This is a genomic window from Paraburkholderia sp., from assembly GCF_035948235.1.
GTDB lineage: Bacteria > Pseudomonadota > Gammaproteobacteria > Burkholderiales > Burkholderiaceae > Paraburkholderia.
In genome coordinates this window covers 1-23,726 of record NZ_DASZJJ010000072.1, presented here as the reverse complement: position 1 = coordinate 23,726, position 23,726 = coordinate 1, and the positions used below count along the sequence as shown (strand labels likewise).

20 protein-coding genes and 2 pseudogenes are annotated in these 23,726 nt (G+C 65.1%); 5 read left to right on the top strand and 17 right to left on the bottom strand.

Going from position 1 to position 23,726, the window contains the following annotated elements; genetic code table 11:
- The 4 genes and pseudogenes from VG320_RS05330 to VG320_RS05315 all read right to left on the bottom strand — a co-directional run.
- Window positions 1-192: pseudogene (locus VG320_RS05330) on the bottom strand (acetyl-CoA C-acetyltransferase); the annotation flags it as partial.
- 267 nt (window positions 193-459) lie between these two features.
- A complete protein-coding gene (gene phaP, locus VG320_RS05325; RefSeq protein WP_327199102.1) occupies window positions 460-1,035 on the bottom strand; it encodes a TIGR01841 family phasin in 576 nt (191 codons plus the stop codon).
- Between the two features lie 484 nt (window positions 1,036-1,519).
- Window positions 1,520-2,404, bottom strand: coding sequence for a c-type cytochrome (locus VG320_RS05320; protein WP_414695973.1), 885 nt, complete (start codon window positions 2,402-2,404; stop codon window positions 1,520-1,522).
- Window positions 2,405-2,446: 42 nt separating this feature from the next.
- Entirely contained in the window at window positions 2,447-3,094 is a 648-nt protein-coding gene (locus VG320_RS05315) for a c-type cytochrome (protein ID WP_414695972.1), read from the bottom strand.
- Window positions 3,095-3,174: 80 nt separating this feature from the next.
- Between VG320_RS05315 and VG320_RS05310 the strand changes: the two genes are divergently transcribed.
- Entirely contained in the window at window positions 3,175-5,649 is a 2,475-nt protein-coding gene (locus VG320_RS05310) for a DNA polymerase II (RefSeq protein WP_414695971.1), read from the top strand.
- A 9-nt stretch (window positions 5,650-5,658) separates the two neighbouring features.
- Here the strand turns inward: VG320_RS05310 and VG320_RS05305 are convergent, their stop codons facing one another.
- The 5 genes from VG320_RS05305 to VG320_RS05285 all read right to left on the bottom strand — a co-directional run bounded on the left by VG320_RS05305 (window position 5,659) and on the right by VG320_RS05285 (window position 12,367).
- On the bottom strand, window positions 5,659-6,249 hold the full coding sequence (locus VG320_RS05305) for a GNAT family protein (RefSeq protein ID WP_327199098.1): 591 nt from the start codon (window positions 6,247-6,249) through the stop codon (window positions 5,659-5,661).
- Between the two features lie 20 nt (window positions 6,250-6,269).
- Window positions 6,270-8,228: a cation-translocating P-type ATPase gene (locus VG320_RS05300; protein WP_327199097.1), complete on the bottom strand. Its 1,959-nt coding sequence runs from the start codon at window positions 8,226-8,228 to the stop codon at window positions 6,270-6,272.
- Window positions 8,225-9,271: a protease modulator HflK gene (locus VG320_RS05295; RefSeq protein ID WP_327199096.1), complete on the bottom strand. Its 1,047-nt coding sequence runs from the start codon at window positions 9,269-9,271 to the stop codon at window positions 8,225-8,227. The genes VG320_RS05300 and VG320_RS05295 overlap by 4 nt, the downstream gene beginning before the upstream one ends.
- Complete coding sequence (locus VG320_RS05290) at window positions 9,268-10,230, bottom strand: protease modulator HflC (RefSeq protein WP_327199095.1); 963 nt, start codon at window positions 10,228-10,230, stop codon at window positions 9,268-9,270. Before VG320_RS05290 ends, VG320_RS05295 begins: the two co-directional genes overlap by 4 nt.
- A gap of 130 nt (window positions 10,231-10,360) precedes the next feature.
- On the bottom strand, window positions 10,361-12,367 hold the full coding sequence (locus VG320_RS05285; protein WP_327199094.1) for an SPFH domain-containing protein: 2,007 nt from the start codon (window positions 12,365-12,367) through the stop codon (window positions 10,361-10,363).
- Between the two features lie 256 nt (window positions 12,368-12,623).
- Between VG320_RS05285 and VG320_RS05280 the strand changes: the two genes are divergently transcribed.
- A complete protein-coding gene (locus tag VG320_RS05280; RefSeq protein WP_327199093.1) occupies window positions 12,624-14,057 on the top strand; it encodes a sensor domain-containing diguanylate cyclase in 1,434 nt (477 codons plus the stop codon).
- On the opposite strand, the gene VG320_RS05275 is transcribed toward VG320_RS05280, so the two are convergent.
- The 4 genes from VG320_RS05275 to VG320_RS05260 form a co-directional block, all read right to left on the bottom strand.
- The gene (locus tag VG320_RS05275) at window positions 14,054-15,262 is read right to left on the bottom strand and encodes a hypothetical protein (protein WP_327199092.1); all 1,209 of its coding nucleotides are present in this window, start codon (window positions 15,260-15,262) and stop codon (window positions 14,054-14,056) included. The genes VG320_RS05280 and VG320_RS05275 overlap by 4 nt on opposite strands.
- 51 nt (window positions 15,263-15,313) lie before the next feature.
- A complete protein-coding gene (locus VG320_RS05270) occupies window positions 15,314-15,955 on the bottom strand; it encodes a peptidoglycan DD-metalloendopeptidase family protein (protein WP_327199091.1) in 642 nt (213 codons plus the stop codon).
- 209 nt (window positions 15,956-16,164) lie between these two features.
- A complete protein-coding gene (locus tag VG320_RS05265; RefSeq protein WP_327199090.1) occupies window positions 16,165-16,371 on the bottom strand; it encodes a hypothetical protein in 207 nt (68 codons plus the stop codon).
- Window positions 16,372-16,505: 134 nt separating this feature from the next.
- On the bottom strand, window positions 16,506-17,006 hold the full coding sequence (locus VG320_RS05260) for a flavodoxin family protein (protein ID WP_327199089.1): 501 nt from the start codon (window positions 17,004-17,006) through the stop codon (window positions 16,506-16,508).
- Window positions 17,007-17,139: 133 nt separating this feature from the next.
- On the opposite strand from VG320_RS05260, the gene VG320_RS05255 reads away from it, so the two are divergent.
- On the top strand, window positions 17,140-17,658 hold the full coding sequence (locus VG320_RS05255) for a DUF1697 domain-containing protein (RefSeq protein WP_327199088.1): 519 nt from the start codon (window positions 17,140-17,142) through the stop codon (window positions 17,656-17,658).
- Between the two features lie 78 nt (window positions 17,659-17,736).
- Complete coding sequence (locus tag VG320_RS05250) at window positions 17,737-18,402, top strand: DUF2278 family protein (RefSeq protein ID WP_327199087.1); 666 nt, start codon at window positions 17,737-17,739, stop codon at window positions 18,400-18,402.
- Window positions 18,403-18,417: 15 nt separating this feature from the next.
- Here VG320_RS05250 and VG320_RS05245 read toward each other — a convergent pair whose 3' ends face one another.
- The 4 genes and pseudogenes from VG320_RS05245 to VG320_RS05230 all read right to left on the bottom strand — a co-directional run bounded on the left by VG320_RS05245 (window position 18,418) and on the right by VG320_RS05230 (window position 22,654).
- Window positions 18,418-19,143, bottom strand: coding sequence for a copper homeostasis protein CutC (locus VG320_RS05245; protein WP_327199086.1), 726 nt, complete (start codon window positions 19,141-19,143; stop codon window positions 18,418-18,420).
- 24 nt (window positions 19,144-19,167) lie between these two features.
- Window positions 19,168-20,124, bottom strand: a complete 957-nt coding sequence (locus VG320_RS05240; RefSeq protein WP_327199085.1) for an ROK family protein — start codon at window positions 20,122-20,124, stop codon at window positions 19,168-19,170.
- A gap of 135 nt (window positions 20,125-20,259) precedes the next feature.
- Window positions 20,260-21,393, bottom strand: a pseudogene (locus VG320_RS05235) (cysteine desulfurase family protein); the annotation flags it as partial.
- A 154-nt stretch (window positions 21,394-21,547) separates the two neighbouring features.
- A complete protein-coding gene (locus VG320_RS05230; RefSeq protein ID WP_327199084.1) occupies window positions 21,548-22,654 on the bottom strand; it encodes an FUSC family protein in 1,107 nt (368 codons plus the stop codon).
- Between the two features lie 319 nt (window positions 22,655-22,973).
- On the opposite strand from VG320_RS05230, the gene VG320_RS05225 reads away from it, so the two are divergent.
- Window positions 22,974-23,726: glycosyltransferase family A protein (locus VG320_RS05225; RefSeq protein ID WP_327199083.1), on the top strand; the 753-nt coding region annotated here is incomplete at its 3' end.

Sequence of the window (23,726 nt, the reverse complement as noted above, 5' to 3'; positions counted from 1 at the left end):
GTTCTGGCCCGAACCGGCCGTGAGCACCTGACCCATGATCACGTCGCTCACCTGCTCGGGCTTCACGCCTGCGCGCTCCAGCGCCGCCTTGATGACCAGCGCGCCGAGGTCGGGTGCGGCCACCTTCGCCAGCGAACCACCGAATTTACCCACCGCCGTGCGTGCGGCCGAAACGATCACAATGTCAGTCATTTTCCATTCCTGCATTAAAGAGACTTACTGGGGTAGCTGCATCAAAAAACCGCACCACGCGCCGCATCAACGACACGACCGCGTCACATGAATCAGCGTGTATGCATACCATTACACACAGATGACAAAACGGGGAACATACGCAATAACAATGCGTGTTGGCTCAACGCGGCTTTTTTAAATCGACTGTGACTCAGGCGCGGCGCAACGATGAACGCTGCGGCCGCGGATTCTGCTGGATGTTTTGAAGCGCAAATGCAATAGCTTTTATTTCGCGGCCTGAGTGACGGCAGCCTCCTGCGTGGCGGGCTGCTGAATCGCTTTAGCAGTAACCGATTCAACTGTATTGCGCGCTGAATCGATCGTTTGCTGCGTCAGGTTACGGAATGTTTCTGCCGCATTATTGAAGGCGGCAAAGGTCGAATTGAACGACGTCAAATACGGGGCGAATCCTGCGGGTGCATTCTGCGGGAAGCTTTCTGCAAAAGACTTCGCACGTTCCTGCTGGGCTTCAGCGTGTGCTTGCGCAGCTTGGGTCAATTCCGCCTGGGTATGCGTGGCGATGTCGAACAGTTGACGGCTATACGACAAAGCCTTTGCGGCGGCCTGCTGCGAAGCGCTCACATGCTGCGTGAACAGTTCGACAGGACTGGCGGTTTGCAGCGCGCTCTTGAGCGTTGCTTCATTTTCCGTCAGCAGCGCGCGCGTGGCTTGCAGGTTCAGCGCAACCACGGCCTCGACACTCTTGAACGCCGGCTGAGCCAATGCGAAAAACGCCGCAATGCCAGACTGGTATTGGGCCCGGAGGTGATCGGATGCAAATGGGTTGGTGGACTCGCTCATCGACTATGCCTCATGGTTAGAAATGCTAAACAGATTGACGAAATCGAGCCGCCATCCGAAGCGACTCACAACCACTCACTCGGACAATGTACGCAATACGCACACTGTCGTGGCAAGGCAATTAGAGACTTGATTCTAAGCCATCAATTTAACAATTTTGTGCAACACACAATTAGGTGAAAACCCTGAGTCACCACAATTCGATTCAGATCGGGTTTATTTCTTGCAGTTGTAAGGCAAATCGCAGTCTGTTGGCGCGTAGAGGCGATGCATACGGGGTCGGGGTCGTTGGGCGAGACCGAATTTTTGCTAATGCGTTTTAGCAATTAATTCGACCCAGATGGAATGCCCACATTATCGGGAATATTGGTGGGCGAAATGCACGCCGTCATGCGTCGTGCATTTCTAAATAGCGTTGCCGGAATTGCATCAATCGAATTGATATAAAGGAATCCGAATTGAATCGCGGGCTTTGCAATTTCATTTAAGGGGTGCCCAGGATGTGCCCATTGACACTCATGCCATACATCGAATACGGCGTGTCGTGATATTTCGCGCGCGTCTGCGCGACTGATCCGGTGTAGCGCGGGTCTTGCGGACGCTCATGGCTGTCCATGAACGTCGCCACGTCCCAGGCCTCCTGATCGGTCAGCGTGCCACCGAGTCCCAGCGGCATGTTCGCCTTGATAAAACCCGCCGCATTCTGGATTTCGTGCATGCCCGCGCCCCAGTTAAACGACTGCGCGCCCCACAATGGCGGGAATACGGTTTGACCGTTGCTGCGCTGGCCCTGACCGTCCGCGCCGTGACAGACGGCGCAGTGCTGCGCATAGACGGCGCCGCCGCGCGCGTAATCGGCCTTTTGCGCAGGCGCGGCAAGCTTCGGATAGCCGCGCCCCGCGAGCTTGCCGCCTACCGGTGCGCCCGTCGCCAGCCAGTACGCGTAGCTTTCGAGCGCGACCAGCACCGGGTCGCCGAGCGGCGGCGCCTTGCCGTTCATGCTGTAGTTGAAGCAGCCCTGCAGACGCTCCGCGAAAGTGTTCACATGACCGTTCTTGCTGCGATACGCGGGATAGGAAATATACGCGCCCCACAGCGGACTCGCGTCGGCCTTACGGCCCGCATCCAGATGGCAGTTCGCGCAGGTCAGCGTGTTGCCCACATATCGGCCGGCGAATTGCCCCGTGTGCAGAAAGATCTGTTCGCCCAGTTTCACCTGCTTGCCGAAATCGCCGCCCGGCAGCGTGCTTTCAGCAGGTGGTTCGAATGGCGTGGCGTGGGCGGCGGCGGCTTCGCTGCCCGCTTGTGCAGGCTGTGCGGCATGCGCGTTCAGGGCACAGAACAACGCGGCGAGCGTGGCGTGTTTCAAAACGTTGGAAACGTTGGGCTTCATCATCATGGTCTCCACTTTTTATTTGTTCGCGGACTGCGCGTAATACTGCGCGACGGCCTGAATGTCGGCGTCGCTGAGCTTGCTCGCGATGGCTGGCATCAGCGCGAGCGGTCCCGGCGCGCGCTTGCCGTTTTTCCATGCGCCAAGCTGCGCGGCGATGTAGGCGGCCGGTTGCCCCGCCAGCGGCGGGAACACACTGCCGACACCCACGCCGCCCGGTCCGTGACACTGCACGCAGGCGGGCAGATCCTCCTGCCAGCGTCCGCGCGTGGCGAGCCAGGCGCCCGTGTCGGCAGTCGATACGTCGGCGCTATCGTGTGTGCGGATATCTTTCGGCGCGCTCAGGCTGCTGAAATACTGCGCCACGGCTTCACGCCCGTCGAGCGACATGATTTTGGCGAAGGGCTGCATGATGCTGTTCTCGCGCGTGCCGTCCGCGAATGCCGTGAGTTGCGCCGCCAGATACGTTTCGCTCAAACCCGCAAGACGCGGAAAACCCGCCGCCGCATTGCCTTCGCCATTCGCACCGTGACAACTGATGCATGCCGGAATGCCTTTGGCAGTGCCTTGCGTCGCAATCGTGCGACCGAGCGGGGAAGCCGCAGCCGAAGCAACAGGCTGAGAAACTGACGGAGTTTCAGACTCCGCGCCCTTTACTACGCTCATGGCCATCGTCAGTATCGCGGCCAGTGCGAGCGGCCGCGCGAAGCGATTCGCGTTCATGGCGTCTCCTCGTTGATGTTGTGATGTGCTTGTGGGTGAACGCATTATCGCCCGCCGCGCGGCGTTACAATCGCCAGAGTCCACACAGGCCAGCGCTTAACCCTATCGTGACCGAGCATCAACCCGGCCTGACGCCGGGCTTCATTCTGACCCGCCACTGGCGCGACACGCCCACGCATACCGAAGTCGACTTCTGGCTCGCGACGCCTGACGGCCCGCAGCAGTTACGTTTGCGCGCGCAAACCTCGGTGGCGTTCGTGCCCGCCGCGCAGCGCGAGGCCACGCTGCGCGCGCTCGAACGCGACAAGGGCATCGAATTGCGCCCGCTCGATCTCAAGGACTTCCGCCAGCGGCCCATCGCCGGCCTGTACGCGCCGCAATACCGCCAGCTCACCGGCGCGGCGAAACGCCTGACGAAAGCGGGCATTGACGTCTACGAAGCCGATATCCAGCCACCCGAGCGCTACATGATGGAGCGTTTCATCACCGCGCCCGTGCTGTTTCGCGGCACGCCCGACGCTGCCGGCGTGCTGATCGAAGGCGAGATGAAGCCCATGGTCGATTACCGGCCCGCGCTGCGCCTGGTGTCGCTCGACATCGAAACAAGCGCGCAAGGCGAGCTTTATTCGATCGCGCTGGAAGGCTGCGGGCAGCGCCAGGTCTATATGCTCGCGCCGCAGAACGGCGACGCCGGCGCACTCGACTTCGATCTGGCGTACTGCGAAAGCCGCGCGCAGATGCTCGAATGTCTCAACGCCTGGATGGCGCAGCACGACCCCGACGCGATCATCGGCTGGAATCTCGTGCAGTTCGATCTGCGCGTGCTGCACGCGCATTCGCAGCAATATGGCGTGCCGCTGCGCCTCGGGCGCGGTGGCGCCGTCATGGAATGGCGCGAGCACAGCATTAACCAGAACCACTACTTTGCCGCTGCGGCGGGCCGGCTCATCATCGACGGGATCGAGGCGCTGCGCTCGGCGACCTGGAGTTTTCCGTCGTTCAGCCTTGAATACGTGTCGCGCACGCTGCTGGGCGAAGGCAAGGCGGTCGACAACCCGTATCAGCGCATGGACGAGATCCAGCGCCGCTTCGACGAGGACAAGCCCGCGCTCGCACGCTACAACTTAAAGGACTGCGAACTGGTCACGCGCATTTTCGCGAAGACCGAACTGATGGCGTTTCTGCTGGAACGCGCCTCGGTCACGGGCTTGCCGGTCGATCGCAGCGGCGGCTCGGTCGCGGCGTTCACGCATCTTTATCTGCCGCGTATGCACCGCCTGGGGTACGTGGCGCCCAATCTCGGCGATGTGGTGGGCGAGAACAGTCCCGGCGGTTTCGTGATGGATTCGCGGCCCGGTCTTTACGATTCGGTGCTCGTGCTCGACTACAAAAGCCTGTATCCGTCGATCATCCGCACGTTTCTGATCGACCCCGTCGGGTTGATCGAGGGTTTGCGCGCACCCGATGATAAGCAGTCCGTGCCGGGTTTTCTGGGCGCCCGCTTCTCGCGTACGCTGCACTGTCTGCCTGAGATCGTGCGCCAGGTCTGGGAAGGCCGCGAGGCCGCCAAGCGCCAGAAAAACGCACCGCTTTCGCAGGCGCTGAAGATCATCATGAATGCGTTTTACGGCGTGCTAGGCTCAACGGGCTGCCGCTTTTTCGATCCGCGCCTGGCCTCGTCGATCACGATGCGCGGTCACGAGATCATGCGTCAGACACGCAAGTTGATCGAGGCGCAAGGCTACGACGTTATCTACGGCGATACCGATTCGACCTTCGTCTGGCTCAAGCGCGCACATTCCGAGGCGGACGCCACGCGCACGGGCCGCGAACTCGTCGCGCATGTCAATGCGTGGTGGAAGGCGGAGCTGGAAAATCGCTTCGGACTCCAGAGCGCACTGGAATTGCAGTTCGAGCGACATTATTCGCGCTTTCTCATGCCCACTGTGCGCGGCGCCGAGGAAGGCAGCAAGAAACGCTATGCGGGCCTGTCGCTCGCGAAGGACGGCAATCAGGACGGCAACGAGGAAGTCGTGTTCAAGGGCCTCGAAACCGTGCGCACCGACTGGACGCCGCTTGCCCAGCAGTTCCAGCGCGAACTCTACCGGCGCGTATTCATGCGTGAGCCGCATGCGGACTATGTGCGCGATTACGTGCGGCGCACCCTCGCCGGAGAATTCGACGATCAACTCGTCTTTCGCAAGCGTCTGCGCCGGCCCTTGAGCGACTATCAGCGCAACGTGCCGCCGCACGTACGCGCCGCGCGCGTGGCCGACGAATACAATCGCGCCAAAGGCCGTCCCTTGCAGTATCAGAACGGCGGCTGGATCAGCTACGTGATGACGACCGTCGGGCCCCAACCGCTGGAGACGCTCAGCGCGCCACCCGATTACACGTTCTATCTCACGCGTCAGTTACAGCCTGTCGCCGACGCAATCCTGCCGTTCCTGCGCGAAGCGTTCGAGACACTGATTTCCGGGCAGGCGAGCCTGTTCTAGCGGGCGCTTTTATCGCGCGGCCAACCTCGCCCGGAGCCCCTCACGCACCTGCGGCCACTCGTCGTCGATGATGCTAAAGCGCACCGAATTGCGTTTGCGCCCGTCGGGCATGATGCGCTCATGCCGCACGATGCCTTCCTGCTGCGCGCCCAGGCGCAGAATCGCCGCGCGCGATTTCTCGTTCAGTTCGTCGGTGGTGAATTGCACGCGCACGCAATCAAGTGTTTCGAAGGCGTAGGTCAGCAGCAAATACTTCGCCTCGGTATTGATCGACGAGCGCTGCACCGACGCCGCCAGCCACGTATGGCCGATCTCCAGCTTGCGGTTGGCGCGGTCGATCTTCCAGAAACGCGTGCTGCCCACCACGCGGCCATCGCGTTGCACAATCGCGAACGGCATGACCGTGCCGGCGCGCTCGCCTTCAAGCGCTTTGGCGATATAGGCATCCACGCTCGCCGGGCCCGGCACGACCGTGACCTTGAGGTTCCAGAGTTCGCCATCGGCGGCGGCTTCGATCAGCGCGGCGGCATCGGCTTCGCGCAGCGGGCGCAGTTCGACCGTTTCGCCGCTCAAGGTGGGGGTGCTACTCATAGGATTCATCGAAAAAAACATCGAAAAAATCATGCTGAAGGGCCGTCGTCGCGGCGCAGCAGGCGCCCTGCGTTGGCGATCACGACGAGCGTGCCCACGTTATGAAGGATCGCGGTGGCCACGGGACTCAGCGCGCCAAGCGCCGCGAGCGCGATCACGGCTACGGTCCAGAAAAGGCCGATCGCGGCGTTGGTGGTTGCGATGCGGCGGCACGCGCGGCCCAGGCGAATACAGTCGGGCAAGCGGCGCAAGTCGTCGGCGAGCAGCACGACGTCGGCGGAGGCCACGGCAATATCCACGCCGCGCTCACCCATCGCCACGCTGGTCGAGCCGGCCTTGATCGCCAGCACGTCGTTCAGGCCGTCGCCGACCACGAGCGGATGATGTCCCGCGTCGATCTCGGCAAGCACGTAATCGAGTTTATCGTGCGGCAGCGCCTGCGCCACCACCGTGTCGATGCCGACTTCAGCCGCCAGACGCCGCGCGACGCTTTCGCGGTCGCCTGTCACCAGCGCCTCGCGCACGATGCCGAGCGCACGCAGGTCGTCGAGCGCCGCGCGCGCTTCCGGGCGCAGCGTATCGGCGAAACCGAACCACGCGAGCAAACGGCCATCGAGCGCCAGCCCGGCACACGGGCCGTCGATCTCAGCAGGCGCGGCGGGCAGCGCGCTGACGTGCTGTGTCAGCAGTTCCGCGCGCCCCAGCACGGCGACGCCTTTAGCCGTTTGCGCGATGACGCCAAGACCACGCAACTCGCGTGCTTCTTCCAGCGGCTCGGCAATCACTTCGCCTTCGCGCGCCAGCGCACGGCAAACCGGATGCGCGCTGCCCAGCGCGAGCCGCGCCGCCAGCGCGCGCGCCTGCACTTCATCCACGCCGTCCTGCCAGAGCGCGCGCGTAAGACGCAGTTCGCCATGCGTGAGCGTGCCGGTCTTGTCGATCACGAGCGAATCGATTTCGGCGATCTTGTCGAGAAACGCCGTGTTGCGGAACAGGATGCCGCGCCGCGCGCCCGCCGCGATGCCCGCAATCGCCGTCGAAGGCGCCGCCAGCACCAGCGCGCACGGGCAGGCCGCGACGATCACCGCGAGCATCGCCTGCGCATTGGCGCTCGCGAACCAGACGATCGCCGCAATCAGCAGCACGAGCGCGAGATAGACATCCATGTAGCGTTCGAGCGCCTGCGTGATGGGCGGCTTGGCGGCTTCGGCGCGCTGCATCAGCTCGATCACCTTGCCGAGCGTGGATGCTTTGCCGACCTGCGTGATCTCCACGCGCAGCGGCCCGTCCAGGTTGATCGCGCCGCCGTACACGCTGGCGCCCTCGTCCGCGTCCTGTGGCAGCGACTCGCCCGTGATCGGGCCGTTGTCGATGCTCGAACGCCCCTGGCGCACCAGACCGTCGGCGGGAATGCGCGCGCCCGGCAGCACATCGACGAGATCGCCTTCGCGGATCGCCTCGTAGGCCACTTCCTCGATCGCACCGGACACGCCCACGCGCCGCACCTTGCCCGAAGTCAGGCGGCCGAGTGCGCGAATCGCTTCCTGCGACCCCAGCACGCTGCGCTCTTCCAGCGCATGGCCGAAGGTCATGACGATGGGCAAGAGCGCCGCCGTCGTCATGTCGCCCACGGCCCACGCGCCCAGCATCGCGAGCGCGATCAGGCGGTCGGTCACGCCATGCAGGCTCGGCGACTTGAGGCTGTGCCACGCGCCCGCGAACACGGGCGGCGCAACGATCAGCGAGGCCGCCGCCGCGAGCAGTTGCGCAACCGTCGCGTCGCCGCGTGCGCCGGCGGGCGAAAGCCACGGCCACATGAGCGAAAGCAGCAAGAGGCCGCCCGCGAGTAGGGCCAGCAACGTATGGCGCGTGATCGCGCGGCGCTCGGCGGCAGACAGGGCGAGCGCGGAGAGTGCCTGCGCGTCGGGGCTGTCAGGCGCGGCGCTACCGTCATGCATCTGCCCGAGCGGTTCATACGGTGTCGTCATGGCGCGTGCCCCGGCAACACAAGACTCGATGCATCGTTCGGGTCCAGCGTCGTGACGCGCGCCGCCTTCGCCAGCACGGCCTGCACACGGTCGCGATAGGCCCGCGCGACGAGCCCCGGATCGTGGTTTTCGGCCAGCGCCGCTTCCAGTTGCGCGATCGTCGCGGTTTCCGCTTGCGCTTTCGCCACGCGTTCGGCGGCGCTGGCCTGGGCGTCCTGGACGATGCGGTCGGCGTTCTGCTGCGCGCCCTGGCGCGTCTTTTCGGCGACAGTACGGGCCTGCGCGACGTCGCGCTCGGCGTTTTGCATCGAGTTCAGCACGGCATTGAACGCATCGATCGCCGAAGCCGGGAAAACCGTCTGCACATCGACGCGCGCCACTTCGATGCCAAGTCCCGCGTGCGCCGCTGTGAGCGCATCCAGATGACGCTGGATCGCGCTGGCCAGGTCGCCGCGCAACTGCTCGCGGCGCACAGCCATCTGCTGGTCGGCGGCCACCATTTCGGGGCGCGCGACCAGAATCGCGTCGAGGTCGCGCTGCGCCGCCGTTTCCACCGCGGCGGCGGACACCACGCGCTCGATCGCCGCGTCCAGATGCGCAAGCTGCAACGCGTAGGCGTAGGGGTCGCTCACGCGGTAGAACAGCGTCGCGCTCAGCTGCACCACGCCGTTGTCGCCCGTCAGCACGTAGCCGGAGCCGGCTTCGGTGTCGCTATCGAGGCCGAGCGTGGCCGGCGCGCCGGGATCGCGTTCGAGCGCGATCACGCGATGTTCGAGCACGCGCTGGCTGCCCGGCACGAGCTGGACCTCTTCGAAGGGGCGCGGCCAGGCCACCAGCAGCCCCGCGCCCTGCTCGCGCACATAGGCGCCAAAGCGCGTCACCACGGCGCTGCTATCGGCGGGAATGCGGCGCACGTTCGAGCCCGCCCAGACCAGCGCCGCCACCACCGCCAGCGCCGCAACGAACCAGAACGACAGGCGTACCGTCTGCGCGGCCGGCCCGAGCGCGGGCCGAAAGCCAGGCTGGAGTTCGGGCGCGCTCATCGGGACGATCCGTGGCTGCGTGCGGGCGCCGTGCCGTTGGCCGACGCGCCCATACCTGGCGGCCCCTGCACGAGCGCGCTAAACGGCGCGGCATCGGTGCGCAGGATCAGATTGGTGTTGGTGTTGACCACCGTGCCAAGCGTGTCGAGCGAGCGCAGCATCGTGTAAAGCTGCGGATCGGCCGCATAGCTTTTGCCGTAGATGGCCGCCGCGTCTTTACGCGATTGCGCCTCGATATCGGCGGCTTTCACGTTGGCGTCGGCGATCAGCACGCGTGCGTCGCGGTCGGCGTCTGAGCGGATCTGCGCGGCTTCGCGGTTGCCTTCGGCGGTGCGCTGCGCGGCCACGGTCTCGCGCTCGGCGCGCATGCGCTCGACCGTGGCCGCGAGCGTCACGGCGGGCAGCGTCAGGCGCTCCAGCCCCACCTGCACCACATGCACGCCGTACGCCGCGTAGACCTGCGCGTCGACCTGTCGGCGCAGCGCCTCCTCGAACGCGCCGATACGCACGCGGCCCGGATCGGTGTTGACGAGCGAGGCGAGATCAAAGCCCGCCGAAGTCGTCTGCAACGCCGAGCCGACCAGCGAGCGGATCTGCCGCGCGGCTTCGTCGGGTTCGTTGCGCACCGCGCGCACGAAGCGGCCAATGTCGCTTGCGTTGGCAGGCACGCGCCACGCCACGTAGGCCTGCACGATGATGCGCAGGCCGTCGCGCGTGCCGACGTCCTGCAGGCCGCTCGACGTCGTATGCAGACGCAGGTCGACAGGGACCGCCGCTTCGATCGGCGCGGGCAGACGCCATGCAAGGCCCGGCTGCAACAGCACGCGCACCGGGTCGCCGAAGCGCGTGACGACCGCGGCCTCGCCTTCGCGCACCTGCACGAAACTCGCCACCACCAGCGCGACGATCACGCAGAGCGCCGCGAGCGCCACGCGCAAAGCGAAGCGCGGACGGTTCACGGGCGCGCCTGGCTGGCCGTGCGCGTGATGATGATGATGTCCGCCGTGTCCGCCATGCTCATCGTGTGTGTGTATGAAACGCACGTTCAGGTCACCTTGCTGAAAAATGTTTCGTCGAATGGTGCGTCGCTCACCATGCGGGCCGCACGCCGCGCGCGGTCGCGGGCGCGAGCGGGCGCAGGTCGAAGGTCGCGCGGCCGCCGCTGGCGAGACGATCGTCGATGACGGTCAGATTGGCGTTCTGCAGGCCTTTTTGCAGCGCATGCAGGTAATACTCGAAGGCGAACGCGGGGCCGCCCAGGCCCTGCGCAATCACATCGGCGTCGAAGGCCGCCTGTTGCACGCGGGCGGCCGCGAGCGCGTCCGCGCCATTCGCGCTGCCTTGCGCGATGGCCTCGATCGCCTGGCGCTGCGCGCCGCCTACGGTAGCCGCCGCGAAGCCACGCGCCTGAACCACGCTCGCCTCGGCGCGGATCTGCGCGGCCTGCACGCCGTGATACGCCGCCGCCGCGCCCGCCGGCGGATGCACGCTCTCGATCACGACCGCCACCACTTCGATGCCGCCGATCGCGCGGTCCAGCTCATGTTGCACGACGCCGCGCAGCGTCGCGGCCATCGCGGTCTGCGGCGTGTCGAGCAGCGCCGGCAGCGTGCGCGAGGCGAGATAGCGCACGACCTCGCGGTTCGCAATCGAGCGCACGGTCTGGTCGAGATCGACAGCGCGATAGAGAGCCGCGCGCGCCGCCGCATCGGATAAACCGATGCGGTAATCGAGCCGCACATCGGCGCTGACGATCTGAAAGGCCTGCTGGTCGCCGCTCGTGCCTGCGATCACCTGGGTGGTTTCCCAAGGATGCGCGACGTCCCAGAGGCGGTCGAGTTGTGCGGGCGTGCGGGCATCGGCGGGGACGGCGGCCACGGCGGGCTGACTGGCGTTGATATCGTCGCCCGCGCTACCTGAGACGATCAGCTGATGGATCGCGCCGTTGTCGATCACGCGCGCGCGGCCAAACGGCCAGGGCAAGCCGACGTGCAGGCCCGGTTGCCAGACGGCCGCCGGTGCGCCGAAGCGCTCGTACACCGCGCGCTGATCGGGGCCGAGGATGGTCACGCCGCCCAGCAGCCAGGCCGCCAGCAGCATCGCCGCGAGCGTGCCGGGCAGGAGGCGCGCGAAGCTTTGCAGCGCCCAGTTCTGGCGCAGGTCGATGCCGTAGCGCGCACGCAGTTGCGCGTCGAGCGCCGCGAGCGGGCGCGCGTGCGGACGCAGCGTCTGCGCGATCGTGCTGGAGAGCGTCCACGTTTCATCGCCCTGCGGTGCGGGCGCGGAGAACCACGCCCAGGCGGCGCGCGCCGCCAGTTCGACGGCCACCGCGCCACTCAAGACGGCGACGAGCCGCACCAGCCACGTGGGCGATACGCCCGCATAGGCGGTCAACGCAATCGATGCCGCCGCGCCCAGCGCCGCGACAAGCAACACGCGCAGCAGCGCTGCAAGAGAATGGGCGGCGGCCGGGTGCTCGGCGTGGTGAGCGTGCACGCGTTCAGCGAGCAGTACGCCAAAAGCCAGCGCCAACGCACCGGCGAGCGCCACGAATAGCGAAGCCTGCGCATTGACCGCGTTCGACTCGAAGGCGGGACGCAGCCACGCGAGCATGACGAAACCGAGCGAAACGAGTGCCAGCAGCGGCGCGGCGCAGGGCTGCCACGGCAGCGAGCGCAGAAGAGCATGAACGTCGGGGAAATCGGCGTGAATGGCGTCGGGTTGTGGCGGTTCAACATCGCCGCTGTCGTCGCCTTTGCCTTGGTGTTTGTCCTTGTGTTTGCCCTTGCCCGCGTCGTGTCGAAACGCCAGCCGTGCAAGTCCGAGCAGCGTTTTCCAGAGCGGCACGCGTTCGGCGGACGTGGACGTAATGCGCCCGGCATAGAGCCGCGTGCCGAGCACCGCAATCAGGATATTGAGGCATGCGCTCGCCAGCACCGCGCACCAGCGCGTATCGAAAGGCAGGCCCGGCACCAGCGCCAGCACGCCGGATACGACCGCCAGCCCCAACGCACAGGCACCGAGCCGGGTCTCGCCGTCGCGGCCAGCGAACCACCCATAAGCTTCGCGATTCTCGCGCGCTGCGCGCTGCACCATCAGGGCTCCTTACAGGGAATTTACGACGATTGCATTGACATGCTCAGCCGGGCGCGGCTTGATTCAGGCGCGACCCAATGTAGCGCGCTCGATACGGAAACTCAACCTCGGCACGCGCGAGCCGGGCATGCGGCGCGCGGTTCACAGCCGCACCGATGCGCATGGAATCGGCGCACAATACGCTGAGCAATCGCTAGGGTTGTGACCGTAGCGATCATCGCCGCGAAAAGAATGGCCCTTACCCGGAACGCGACTCATGGACGGTTTGCTCATCGCACCGGCGACACGCAAACAGGCGCTCATCGCCAGCGCCTGCGCACTCGCGATCCTGCTCACGCTGGCGCTGGCAGCGCCGCGCGCCCGCGAGGCGCTGCCCGCCGTCGCCCCGTTCATGCCGATGTGCGCGCTCACCGTGTTTACCACCTCTGGCATCGCGGCCTTTCTTCTCAGCGCGCGCTTCGCGACCACGCGCGTTCCGATGCTCGGCGCGCTGGGCGGCGCGTATGCGTTCACGGCCATCGCCGTCGCGCTGCAGTTACTGATGTTTCCTGGCGTCTTCACGCGTAACGGCCTGCTGGGCGCGGGTCCGCACAGCGCCGCGTGGATGTGGGTTTTCTGGCATGCGGGCTTCCCGCTGCTGGTGATCGTCGCCGAACTGGTGCGCACGCGCGCAGCGGCCAATGCACCGCCGCCCGCTCAGCCCAGGGCGAACGCCGGGCGCGGCTGGCTGCTGATCGCCGGGCCCGCTGCCGTCGCCGCGCTGTTAGGGCTGCTGGTGACGCAGATCGATCTGGTCGAGCCGTGGCGCGCCTCCACCGCCGCCTCGACGCCGCCGGCCAGCGCCAGTCTGGGCGCGAATCTGGCAGGACTTGCAATCTGTGCGCTCAACGTCGCAGCGATTGCCGTGGTGCTGCTCAAGGGCCGCCTGCGCCTCGTACTCGATCTGTGGATCGTCGTGGCGCTGCTCGCTTCGTTCGTCGATGCCGCGCTCAATACCTTGAGCATCGAACGCTTCACGCTCGGCTGGTATGTCGCGCGCGTCTTCAGCATGCTCGCGCCAGGCGTGCTGGTGTGCGTGCTGGTCTGGGAAGTGAGCGCGCTCTACCGGCAGCTTGCGGAGGTGCATGCGTCGCTCGTACGCACGTCGGCGCGCGATGCGCTCACGCGCGTGTACAACCGCAGCTACTTCGACGCCCAGTTTCTGGTGGCCTGCGAACACGCGGCGCAGGAAGCGCAACCGCTTTCGCTGGTGATGATCGACGTCGATCACTTCAAGCGCTACAACGACGCATACGGCCATCTGCAAGGCGACGCATGCCTCGCCGCCGTGGCCGGGGCGCTCGCGCGCACATTGCGTGCGGGTGATTTCGTTGCGCGCTACGGCGGCGAGGAATTCGCGCTGGTGCTGCCGGATACGGATGCGCAGCAGGCGGGCGCAATCGCGGAGCGCGCCCGCGCGGCAGTGGTGGAGTTGATGATTCCGACACCCACCGCAGGCGGACAGATCACGGTGAGCGCGGGCTGCGCGACGAGCGGTCTCGCCGATGTTGCCGTCACGCCGCACGCGCTGATCGAAGCTGCCGATACCGCGCTCTATGGGGCCAAGCGGGCGGGCCGCAATCGCGTTGCGCTCGCCGATGTGAATGGGGCGAACGGCGCTTCGTCGATGGCGTCGCCGCTGTCGTCCTAAAAAGACCCGGGACTCACCCGTGCAAGTTCAGCGCAAACTTCGGCTATGACGGGCTCCCAGTCGCCCAGCGTTTTCTGGCGGAACAAGCGCATCGATCGATAGAACGGCGTGCTGCGCTGCGCGGCGTCGCCCCAGCGCCAGTCGGATACCTGCGCGAGCAGGTTCCAAACCGGCACGTCGAGCGCGCCGCATAGATGCGCGCCCGCCGAATCGATCGTCACCACCAGATCGAGTTGCGCGACGATCTCGGCGAGATCGGCGAACGAGTGGACGAGCGGCGCGGCGTCCACGACGTCGTGGCGCGCGAGTATCGCCTGCTCGCTTTGCGTAAGGCTGCCGAACTGAAGGGAGAAGAAGCGGCTGCCTGTATCGGCGAGCAGCGGCTCCAACGTCGATAACGCCATCGACCGGAACGGCTCGTGGCGGCATTGCTCCCATGTTGTATTGTCACTGCGCCAGACAATGCCGATTTTCCTTTTCCCTGGCTGCGGGGCGACTTCAATCGGTCTTTCTCTCGGTCGCACTTGCCTCAAATAATCGGCGCGCGCGGCGGCTGGCGCGCCATCGCGCCAATACCGCCAGTTCAACATATGCCCCAAGGCGATCGCGTCGCACTCAGCAATCGCCGCGTAGGTCCCGCGCAACTGCGTCAGGGCGACCGGTGCATTCGCAAACAGCTCGCACAGCGACGCGGGCGGATTCGCGCAGACAACACTGGCGCCTTCCGCTAACAGATTGTCGAAGTGTCGAAACTGCTCGATGTTGTCGCCCTGGCCGCCAGCGAACATCACGAATACTCGTTTGCCTTCGACTGCGTCCCCCTCTTCAAGCAATCTTTCCTTGACGAGCGGAATAAAGGCGGCCGCCTCGGGGTCAGGCAAGGTGTACCAGCTTCGGCTATGCAGCAGCTTGTCGATCGCTGAACCTTCGTCGATTTTTCGCAGGTGCAATTTCACCGTGGCAAGTTCACGAGCGACGTTAACCGTTTGCGCCTCGCGCGGCGTAAGCGATGGCCACACCGCTGAGAGTGTGCGTTCGGCCTGTTCGAACATGCCGAGACGCGACTGACAGTACCCCAGCATGATGTGATCCGCTTCACTCACGGCCGCCTGGCCGAGTCGCTCGACCAGATCCCTTGCCGCCTCGACGCGCTTTTCATTGCAGTGCTGATGAAACATCCGCACGCTGGTTCTAAAGTCACTCATGCATTTAGTCCTTCTCGCGACACCCGCACTCGCATGCCGGCGCGCGCGGATTCACTCCGCCACCGGCCCCGATCCCGCCGGTAGATGTGCAAGCGGATCGACCGCATGACTGCCCTCACGCATCTCGAATTGTAGCAAGGGCTGGCCGCCGCTGCGCGAGCCCATTTCGGCGATGGTCATGCCTTGCGTCACGGCATCGCCTTCGCGAACGAGGATCTTGCGATTGTTGCCGTAGGCGGTAACGTAACCTTCGTCATGCTTGACAATCACCATCAGGCCATAGGACTTGATGCCGTTGCCCGCGTAGACCACGCGCCCCGCCGCCACGGCCTTGACCGGCATACCCGCGCGACCGGCGATTTCGATACCGCGCGAACCATCCGCGCCGAATTCATGCACCACCATGCCGCTAACGGGCCAGATGAACTGGCCTGCGTGGGCCGGCGCCGGCTCATGCGACGTCGCCGACTTTGACGCGCCTGAAGCTGTGCCCTGCAGCGCGCTCCAGTCCGGCGGCGCCACGCGCAGCAACCTCGCCACCAGCAAGGTCGCGCCAGGCGCGAGGCCGTTCCAGCGCGCGAGGTCGTCTGGCTTGCGCCCGAAGCCATACGCAATGCTGTCGAGCGTGTCGCCTGGCTGCACGCAGTAATAGCCCGCGATCACGTTCCTGCAACTCGCCGCGAAGAGCGTCATGTCGGCGTCGCCCTGGAATGCCCCGCACCCCGACAACGCGACACTCGCAGCAAGCAGGCCAGCATAGGCAACCCGACTGCGCCGCGTACTCATACTCGATCTCATTATTTCGTCTTCCTGCCTGTTTAATTGAGCGCAGCATTATGAAAGACGCGCGCCGGTTCCCATCTCAGTTTTGGGGCGCGCGCATCTCACGCGACTCGCAGGAATCAACGCATGAAGGTGGCAGAGTCGAGCGGCTCGGCGCGATCGGCCACGGAGTCGCCCTTGGGGTGGGCATAGTGCGTCGCTTGCGCGTGGTGGTGGTGGTTCTTGTGATGCTTGCCGCTGTGCTGGTGTGCCGCGGCGGGCGTCGCTTGAGCGAACGCCGTGGCGCAGGCAAGCAATGCAAAGCTGGCGAAGAGAATACGTTTCATGGCGGCCCCTGCTGATAACGGGTTGAAAATCGACCCGTCTGCGGGTCGTCTCCCGCATAAACGCCGCCCCCGCACCGCAGTTGACGATCGCGCGTCAGCTCTGACAATCCTTTACAACACTGCCGGAAAGTTAATCAGAACACGCCCAGCACCAGCCCGGCCGCGAGACCCGCGCCCAGTTCCGCGCAACGCGCAAGGTCGTCGGCGCCGATGATTTTGGGCGCGAGGATACGCTCAGGCGTCTGCGCATGCGTGCAGACGATCAGGCCATCCGCGACCGGCTTGAGCCGCCAGCCCGTGGCGATGCGCTCGATCTGGCGCAAGGCGTTCTGGCCGTCGCTGCCCGCGCAGATCATGGCCGCATAAGGGCGGCCGTTCAGGCGATCGAGCGCTGCGTAGTAGCAGCGATCGAAGAAGTCCTTCATGAGCCCGGCGATGGCCGCGAGATTTTCGGGCGTGGCGAACAGATAGCCATCGGCAGCGAGTACGTCGGCGGGCTGCGTTTCGTGGGCGCGTTGCAGTTTGATCGTGAGATGTTGCGCGTCCGCCTGTTCGCGCGCGGCGGCCGCTGCCGCCTCGGCCATCTGTTGCGTGCCTCCAGTCATCGTGTGATAGACGATCAGCAGCGTCTTCATGCGTGAGGTTTGGGTGAGGGTTTCAGTCCGCCAGCGGCCGGACTGGCGCGCCGCGCGTAAGCGATCATACCTTGCGCAACGGTGGTGGCCGCGTGCGCCGCATTCCCCTTGCGCCTTCGCGTATCATGCGCCGATGCCTACCTATGTCGCTCTCCTGCGCGCCGTCAACGTCGGCGGCACCGGCAAACTGCCCATGTCCGAACTGCGCGCGATGTGCGAGGCGCTCGGCTTCGCCAATGCCCGCACCTATATCGCGAGCGGCAACGTCGTGTTCGACAGCCGGCTCGCGGCGGCAAGCGTCAAGAAGCGGCTCGAACAGCGTCTCGAAGAGTACGCCGGCAAGCCCGTGGGCGTGCTGCTGCGCACCGCCGCGGAAATGGCCGCCATCCTCGCCGATAACCCGTTCGCCGACGCGCCGCCCGAGCGCACCGTTGCGATCTTCCTTGACGCCCCGCCGGGCGCCCATGCACTCGACAAGCTAAGCGGCCAGAGCACCGAGCAGTTCGCCATCGGCAAGCGCGAGATCTACGTGTTTTACCCGGATGGCATTGGCCGCTCGAAGCTCAAGATTGCCGCCGCGAAGGACGGCACGGCGCGCAACATGAATACTGTGGCTACGCTCGCACAATGGGCGGCTGGGTCAGCAAGCTAACCCACGCTGCATCGCCTGCAGCGCAACTGTCACGCAATGCGCCTACGATGGTGCGTTTCCCTCAAGGAGACGTGAACAATGTCGCTTCCTTACGGCTATGCGAAGGGCAAGATCGTGACGGCGCCGCAACTCAAGGCCACGCGGCGGCCGCATGAAGTGCAGTATCACCTGCACTTCGGGCTCTCGGTTGCGGGTGCGCAATGGGATGTCGCGGTCAACGTCGGCACCACCGATGCGGACGACCTGCTCAAGTACAAACTGCTATTCGACTTTCGCCACGCGGTGCTCGCGACGCTCAAGGACGCCGCGTCCGGTTCGCAGAATCTGACGGGACAGGCAGCGTTGCCCGCCATCGACTTCCAGCGCAGCGATTTTCTCGACAATACCGGCAAGTGGCGCGACAGCGACGTGATGGACGGCACCGACGCGGTCGAGCCGGTCGCCACGCTCCAGCGCCTGCTGCTGCGCGCCCAGCAGGCGGGCAACGACGTTTATGTGTTTGGCCGCTTCTATAGCGAAGGCGACGGGGTGCACGACGTGCACATGAACCAGGGCTCGAAGGGCGCCTTCATCCATCGCCCTGGCGACGACAGCAACGATCACAACGACATCTGGCAGGACGGCGCGCTGCTCGTCGACCTGGGCGAACCGCAATGGGCGCTCTATGTGGCCGCGTTCGACCAGCAGTATCTGCCAACCGACGATCTGGGCAATCCCACGGCCGATTCGAAGCCGATTTCGTGAAGGCTTTGCGCTCGCTCAGGCGATTGCGGCTAGCGCGCGCCTGAGCGCCTGCACCGCGCCAACGGACGTGACGCCCTGACGCGCGGGAAAAAATCCCAGTTCGACACCCTTGCGGTCGACATGCGCGTGCGTTTCGCGACACGATGCGTGCACTTCCTGCGCGCCCACGCTTTGCACGATGTGCGCGACGTTGGCCGCCGATACGCCACTGCCCGGCATGATGCCGATGCGGCCCGCCGCCTGTTGTGCGAGCGCGCCGAGCGCCGCCAGCCCTTGATCGGCACGCGCCGCGCCGCCCGATGTGAGAATGCGCTCGAAGCCCAGCGCGATGGCCGCTTCGAGCGCGCGCGCCGGATCGGGAACCAGGTCGAACACGCGATGGAGCGTGGCACCCAGGCCCACTGCACGCGCCCGCAGCGTCTGCAGCAGCATCACGTCGAGCGCGCCATCGGGCATGGCCGCGCCCAGCACCACGCCCGCGAGACCGGCCGCGCGCACGGCGTCGATCTCCGCGAGCATCGCGGCCGCATCGGCGCCCGTCCAGACGAACGAACGCGCATGCGGACGGATCATCGCGTAGACCGGAATGGGCGCGCGCGACGCCGCCGCGATCAGCCCCGGCGTGGGCGTGAGTCCGCCGAGATCGAGCGCGGAACACAATTCGATGCGATCCGCGCCGCCCGCGATGGCGGCGTCCAGGCCATCAACGCTATCGACGCAGACTTCAAGCAGTACAGGCATATCCAACCTCATTTTCAGGCGCATTCACATTTGCCGCGCGAGCCACGCGGCGCCTATCAGACCGCCCTCGTCGCGATAGCGGCCCGGCACGACGAGCGGCTGTTCGCGCCGATGCAGCACACGCGCGCGCACGGCCAGATCGAGCCGTTCGATCAGCGCCGCCGCCGATGCCAGCCCGCCGCCCACCGTCACCACGGACGCGCCCGTGACGTTGACGACGGCGGCAAGCGGGTCCGCGACCAGTTCGCGCCAGACGTCGAGTGTGCGCGTCGCGGCGGCGTCGCCCCGGCTCCACGCCGCGAGTATCGCGTGGCTGTCCTCGCGCACGTCATGCAGATGCGCGTGCAGGCGCTCGATGCCGCGCGCGCCGCCGATTGTATCGACGCAGCCGGTCTGGCCGCAGCCGCAGGCAAAGCGCGGCACGTCCAGCGTTTCGCCCTCGATCACGCAACGCGTGTTGACGATCGGCCCGTGTCCCCACTCGCCTGTCACGCCGCCCGCGCCGCGAATCAGCCTGCCATCGGCGACGAGACCGCCGCCCACGCCGGTGCCGAGCACGGCGGCGAACACCACGCGATGCCCCGCGCCCGCGCCTGACATGGCTTCGGCGAGCGCCAGGCAATCGGCGTCGTTGGCGGCGCACACAGGACGCTCCAGTTGCGCCGACAGTTCGTTCGCGAGCGCGCGGCCCGTGATGCAAGGGAGATTGGCGGAAAACGCCACGCCGTCGAGCGGATCGATCAGCCCGGCGATGGAGAGCGCAAGCGGCGCGCGGTAGTCCGGCGTGTCGAGATCGGCGTGCGCTTCGAGCAGCGCGCCGAGCGCATCGGCGAACTGTGTCCAGTCGTGCGCCGGAGTCGGTTGCTTCGCGAGCAGCGTGAGCGTGCCGTCGGGCGCACAGGCCGCGAGACGCATAAACGAGCCGCCGATATCCGCTGCGTAGAGAGTGGCTTCTTTAATCGAGGTAACAGGATCGGACATCGAGCGCTCATATCGTCAAAGCGCCCGCGCAAAATGCACGCGCCGCCGGGAGGCATCCAGGCGGCGCGGGAGGGGCGCTGTCTCGCCCAGCAGTTTACTTGCTTCTTTAGTGGCTTATGCGCTCACGCGAGGCGCGCATTGCGCGACCACGGCGCGAATGCAGGCAATCGCATGATCCACGTCTTGCGTGCTGGTGTAACGGCCCAGGCTGAAACGCAGCGTGCGGCTGGCCGCCTCGGCGCTCAGGCCGATTGCGCTGAGCACATGCGAAGGCGCGCCCGACGCGGAATTACACGCCGACGTAGACGACACCGCCAGATCGGCGGCCAGCATGAACGGGAAAAAGCCATTCGAATCGATCGTGAGGCTCAGCGTGTGCGGAATGCGGCGCGCGTGGCGCGCGTTCTGCGTGACGATGTCCAGATCGCGCACGCCGTCGAGCAACTGCTGCGCGAGTTGGGCGATGCGCTGCGTGTCCTCGTCCATCTGTTGCGCCGCCAGCGCGCAGGCCGTGCCCATGCCGACGATCTGGTGCGTGGCGAGCGTGCCCGAGCGCAGGCCGCGCTCGTGACCACCGCCATGCATCTGCGGCGCGATGCGCGCGGCCGCCTCGCGGCTCACGTAGAGCGCGCCGATGCCCTTCGGGCCATACACCTTGTGCGCCGACATCGACAGCAGATCAATGCCCATCGCCTTCACGTCGATCGGCGTCTTGCCGAGCGCCTGCGCCGCATCCACGTGCAGCAGCGCGCCCGCGGCATGCACGACCGGTGCGATGGCCGCGATATCCGTAAGCGTGCCGATCTCGTTGTTCACCAGCATCAGCGAAACCAGCCCGGTGTCCTCGCGCAGCGCCGCCTTCACCGCTTCCACGCCGATATTGCCGTCGGTATCCGGACGCACGCAGCTCACCTGCATGCCGCGTTGTTCGAGGCTCGCCATGGTGTCCAGAATTGCCTTGTGTTCGAGGCAGCTCGTGACGAGATGGCGGCGCGTGGCCGTTTCGGCGAAACCTTTGAGGGCGAGGTTGTTCGACTCGGTGGCGCCCGAGGTCCAGATGATTTCGTCGGCTGCTGCGCCGATCAGCGCCGCCACCTGCGCGCGCGCCTGCTCGACCAGAGCACGCGCCTTTACGCCCGCCGCATGCGAGCTTGAGGCCGGATTGCCGAACGCGCCATCCATGCCGAGGCATTCGCACATGGCCGCGATCACGCGCGGATCGGCCGGTGTCGTGGCCGCGTAGTCGAAGTAATGCAGTTTGTCGCCCATTCTGTTTTTGCTTGATTTGCGTCTGGAATGGGGACTTATGCTACGCAACACCTCGTAGAAAGTGGTTCCAAATTAAGCGCCACTTGCGCGCTCGCGCAGAATTATTTTCTCTTTGCCAAACTGGAGCGGAAAAACGGCTGCTGTTGCGAATCCGTTATGGCGTCGCCGCCTGCTGTGCAGCGCCGGCCAGATGCTCCGTATGCATGCCGTTCAGGCGGGACAGCAGAATGCCGTAGCCGGTCAGATGGCCAAGGTAGACGCTGGTGTACACGCCCACGGCGGGCAACGCTTCGACCAGTGCATGCAGCGCTGAAGTCGGCAAAGGCAGCATCGTCAGGCTCGGCCGCTCGACGCGCAGGTCGGCGGCTTGCGCCAGTTGGCGATGCGCATCGACCAGGCGCGCGAGTCCCTGACGGAAATCCTCTTTCCATTTCGCGTCGAGCGTTTCGAATTGCGCGTTGAAGGTGTCGAAGGTCTCCAGAAAATTCACGACCGAATCGAATAGTTCGTGATAACACCAGAACAGCGGCACGCGCACGCGGTTGCGCTCCAGATGCGCCGAGACCCACGATTGCGCGAGATCGGCCTTGAGCAGATCGTGGGCTTCTTTCAGGTTGCTGCTGGATTTGCGCAGCGCCGCCGTGTCGGCGCGCAACTGCGAGCGGTCCAGCGTGCCGCAGGCAATCTCATCGAGCAATTTGAGCGCGCGTTCATTGCCTTCGTTGACGAGCGTATTGGCCCAGAAGCCGTGATCGGGCGGAAACACGATCTGCTGGATGATAAAGCCGAGCAGCATGCCCAGCACCACGCCAATCAGCCGTTGCTCCAGCAGCGGAATATGTTCGCCGGTATAGAGCACGAGCGTCATCGGCACGGTGATGCTGGTCATCTGAAACACCGATGGCCTGATGCGCACGATCGTGAAGATCACGATCGGCAACAGCAACACGCCGAGCCAGAGATGCGGCGCGGTCAGCCAGATCAATAACGTGCCGATGGGCATCGCCACAAGGTTCGAGGTGACGCGCTTGTAGAAATAGCCGCGCGCGGCGGAAATCGAGCTGCCGAGCGCCAGCGTAAGCATGGTCGAGCCGGCCAGCGCGACGGCGGCGTCCGGATAACCGTAGTGATAGGGAATCGCGAAGCCGATCCACATGCCAAGCGTGAGCTTCGTGTACTTGGCCATTTCCGAAAGCGAGAAGCGCGCGAGTGCGCGGCGAAACGGCGTGAGCGGTTTATGAAAGTAGGTGTTGGGCGTCATGGCGGCAAGACAGCGCTTTAAAACCAGGATGCTAAACGACGGGCCGGCATTCCTGTGCAATCTCGTGCATTCTCGCTCCGCCCTGGATGCCATGCGTCGTTAGCAAGTCGAAAGGCGACCGTCAGCAGTGAAACATCCACTTACTCTTTAAATCGTCTGATGATTCGGCTTTAAGTCCTTTTAAATCAGCGTTTTCCCGCACTCATTCAGCTTGCGATTTATTTTCAATTTCTTTCGAGTTTTTATCCCTTACCGTCATGGCCAGCTATCTGGCGTTCGCAATGCGAACCTTTATCAGGTTTTTCAGTTGGGGTAGCCCATGACCATAACAATGAGAACACCGTGCGTCTCTATCTGTGTGCCCACGTACAATCGCCCGGATCTGCTGATCCGCTGTATTGAATCGTGTCTTGCGCAGACGCATTCGAACCTTGAAATCGTGATCGGCGACGATTCGCCGGACACGCGCACCGCGGAATTGATCGCCCGGCGTTTCGCGCATGACGCGCGCATTGTGTATCGGCGCAATGTGCCCGCGCTGGGTCAGGCGCGCAATGTCGCGAGCCTTTTTGAACGCGCGAGCGGCGACAAGATTCTGTTAATTCACGACGACGATTTTCTGCTCGACACCGCCATCGAGCGGCTGCTGGCGCAATGGACGCATCATCCCGACATCGAAGTCGCGTTCGGCAAACAATATGAAGCCGATGCGCAAGGCCGCATCGATCGGGCTGCGAGCGAGCGCATGAACCGCGCTTATCACCGCACGGCGGCAGCAGTTGGCGTGCAGCCACTCGCGGGACGCACGGGCATCGTGCAGATGTTTCCGAACAATGGCTGGCTTGCCGACGCCGCGCTCGTGAAGCGCATCGGCTATGGCGATGTCGATGGCGAAAACGAAAACGAAAGCGAAAGCGGCCAATTCGCGGTGTGCTGCGATTTCGTGTTCGGCGTGCGTTTATGTCTGGCGGCGCGCGGTGTCTGTTATGTCGATGAATATGTGTCGTGCTATCGCAAGACGGAGCAATCGGTCTCGCAGGCCACGCGTCTTACGTCCGGCGCGTCGTCGCTG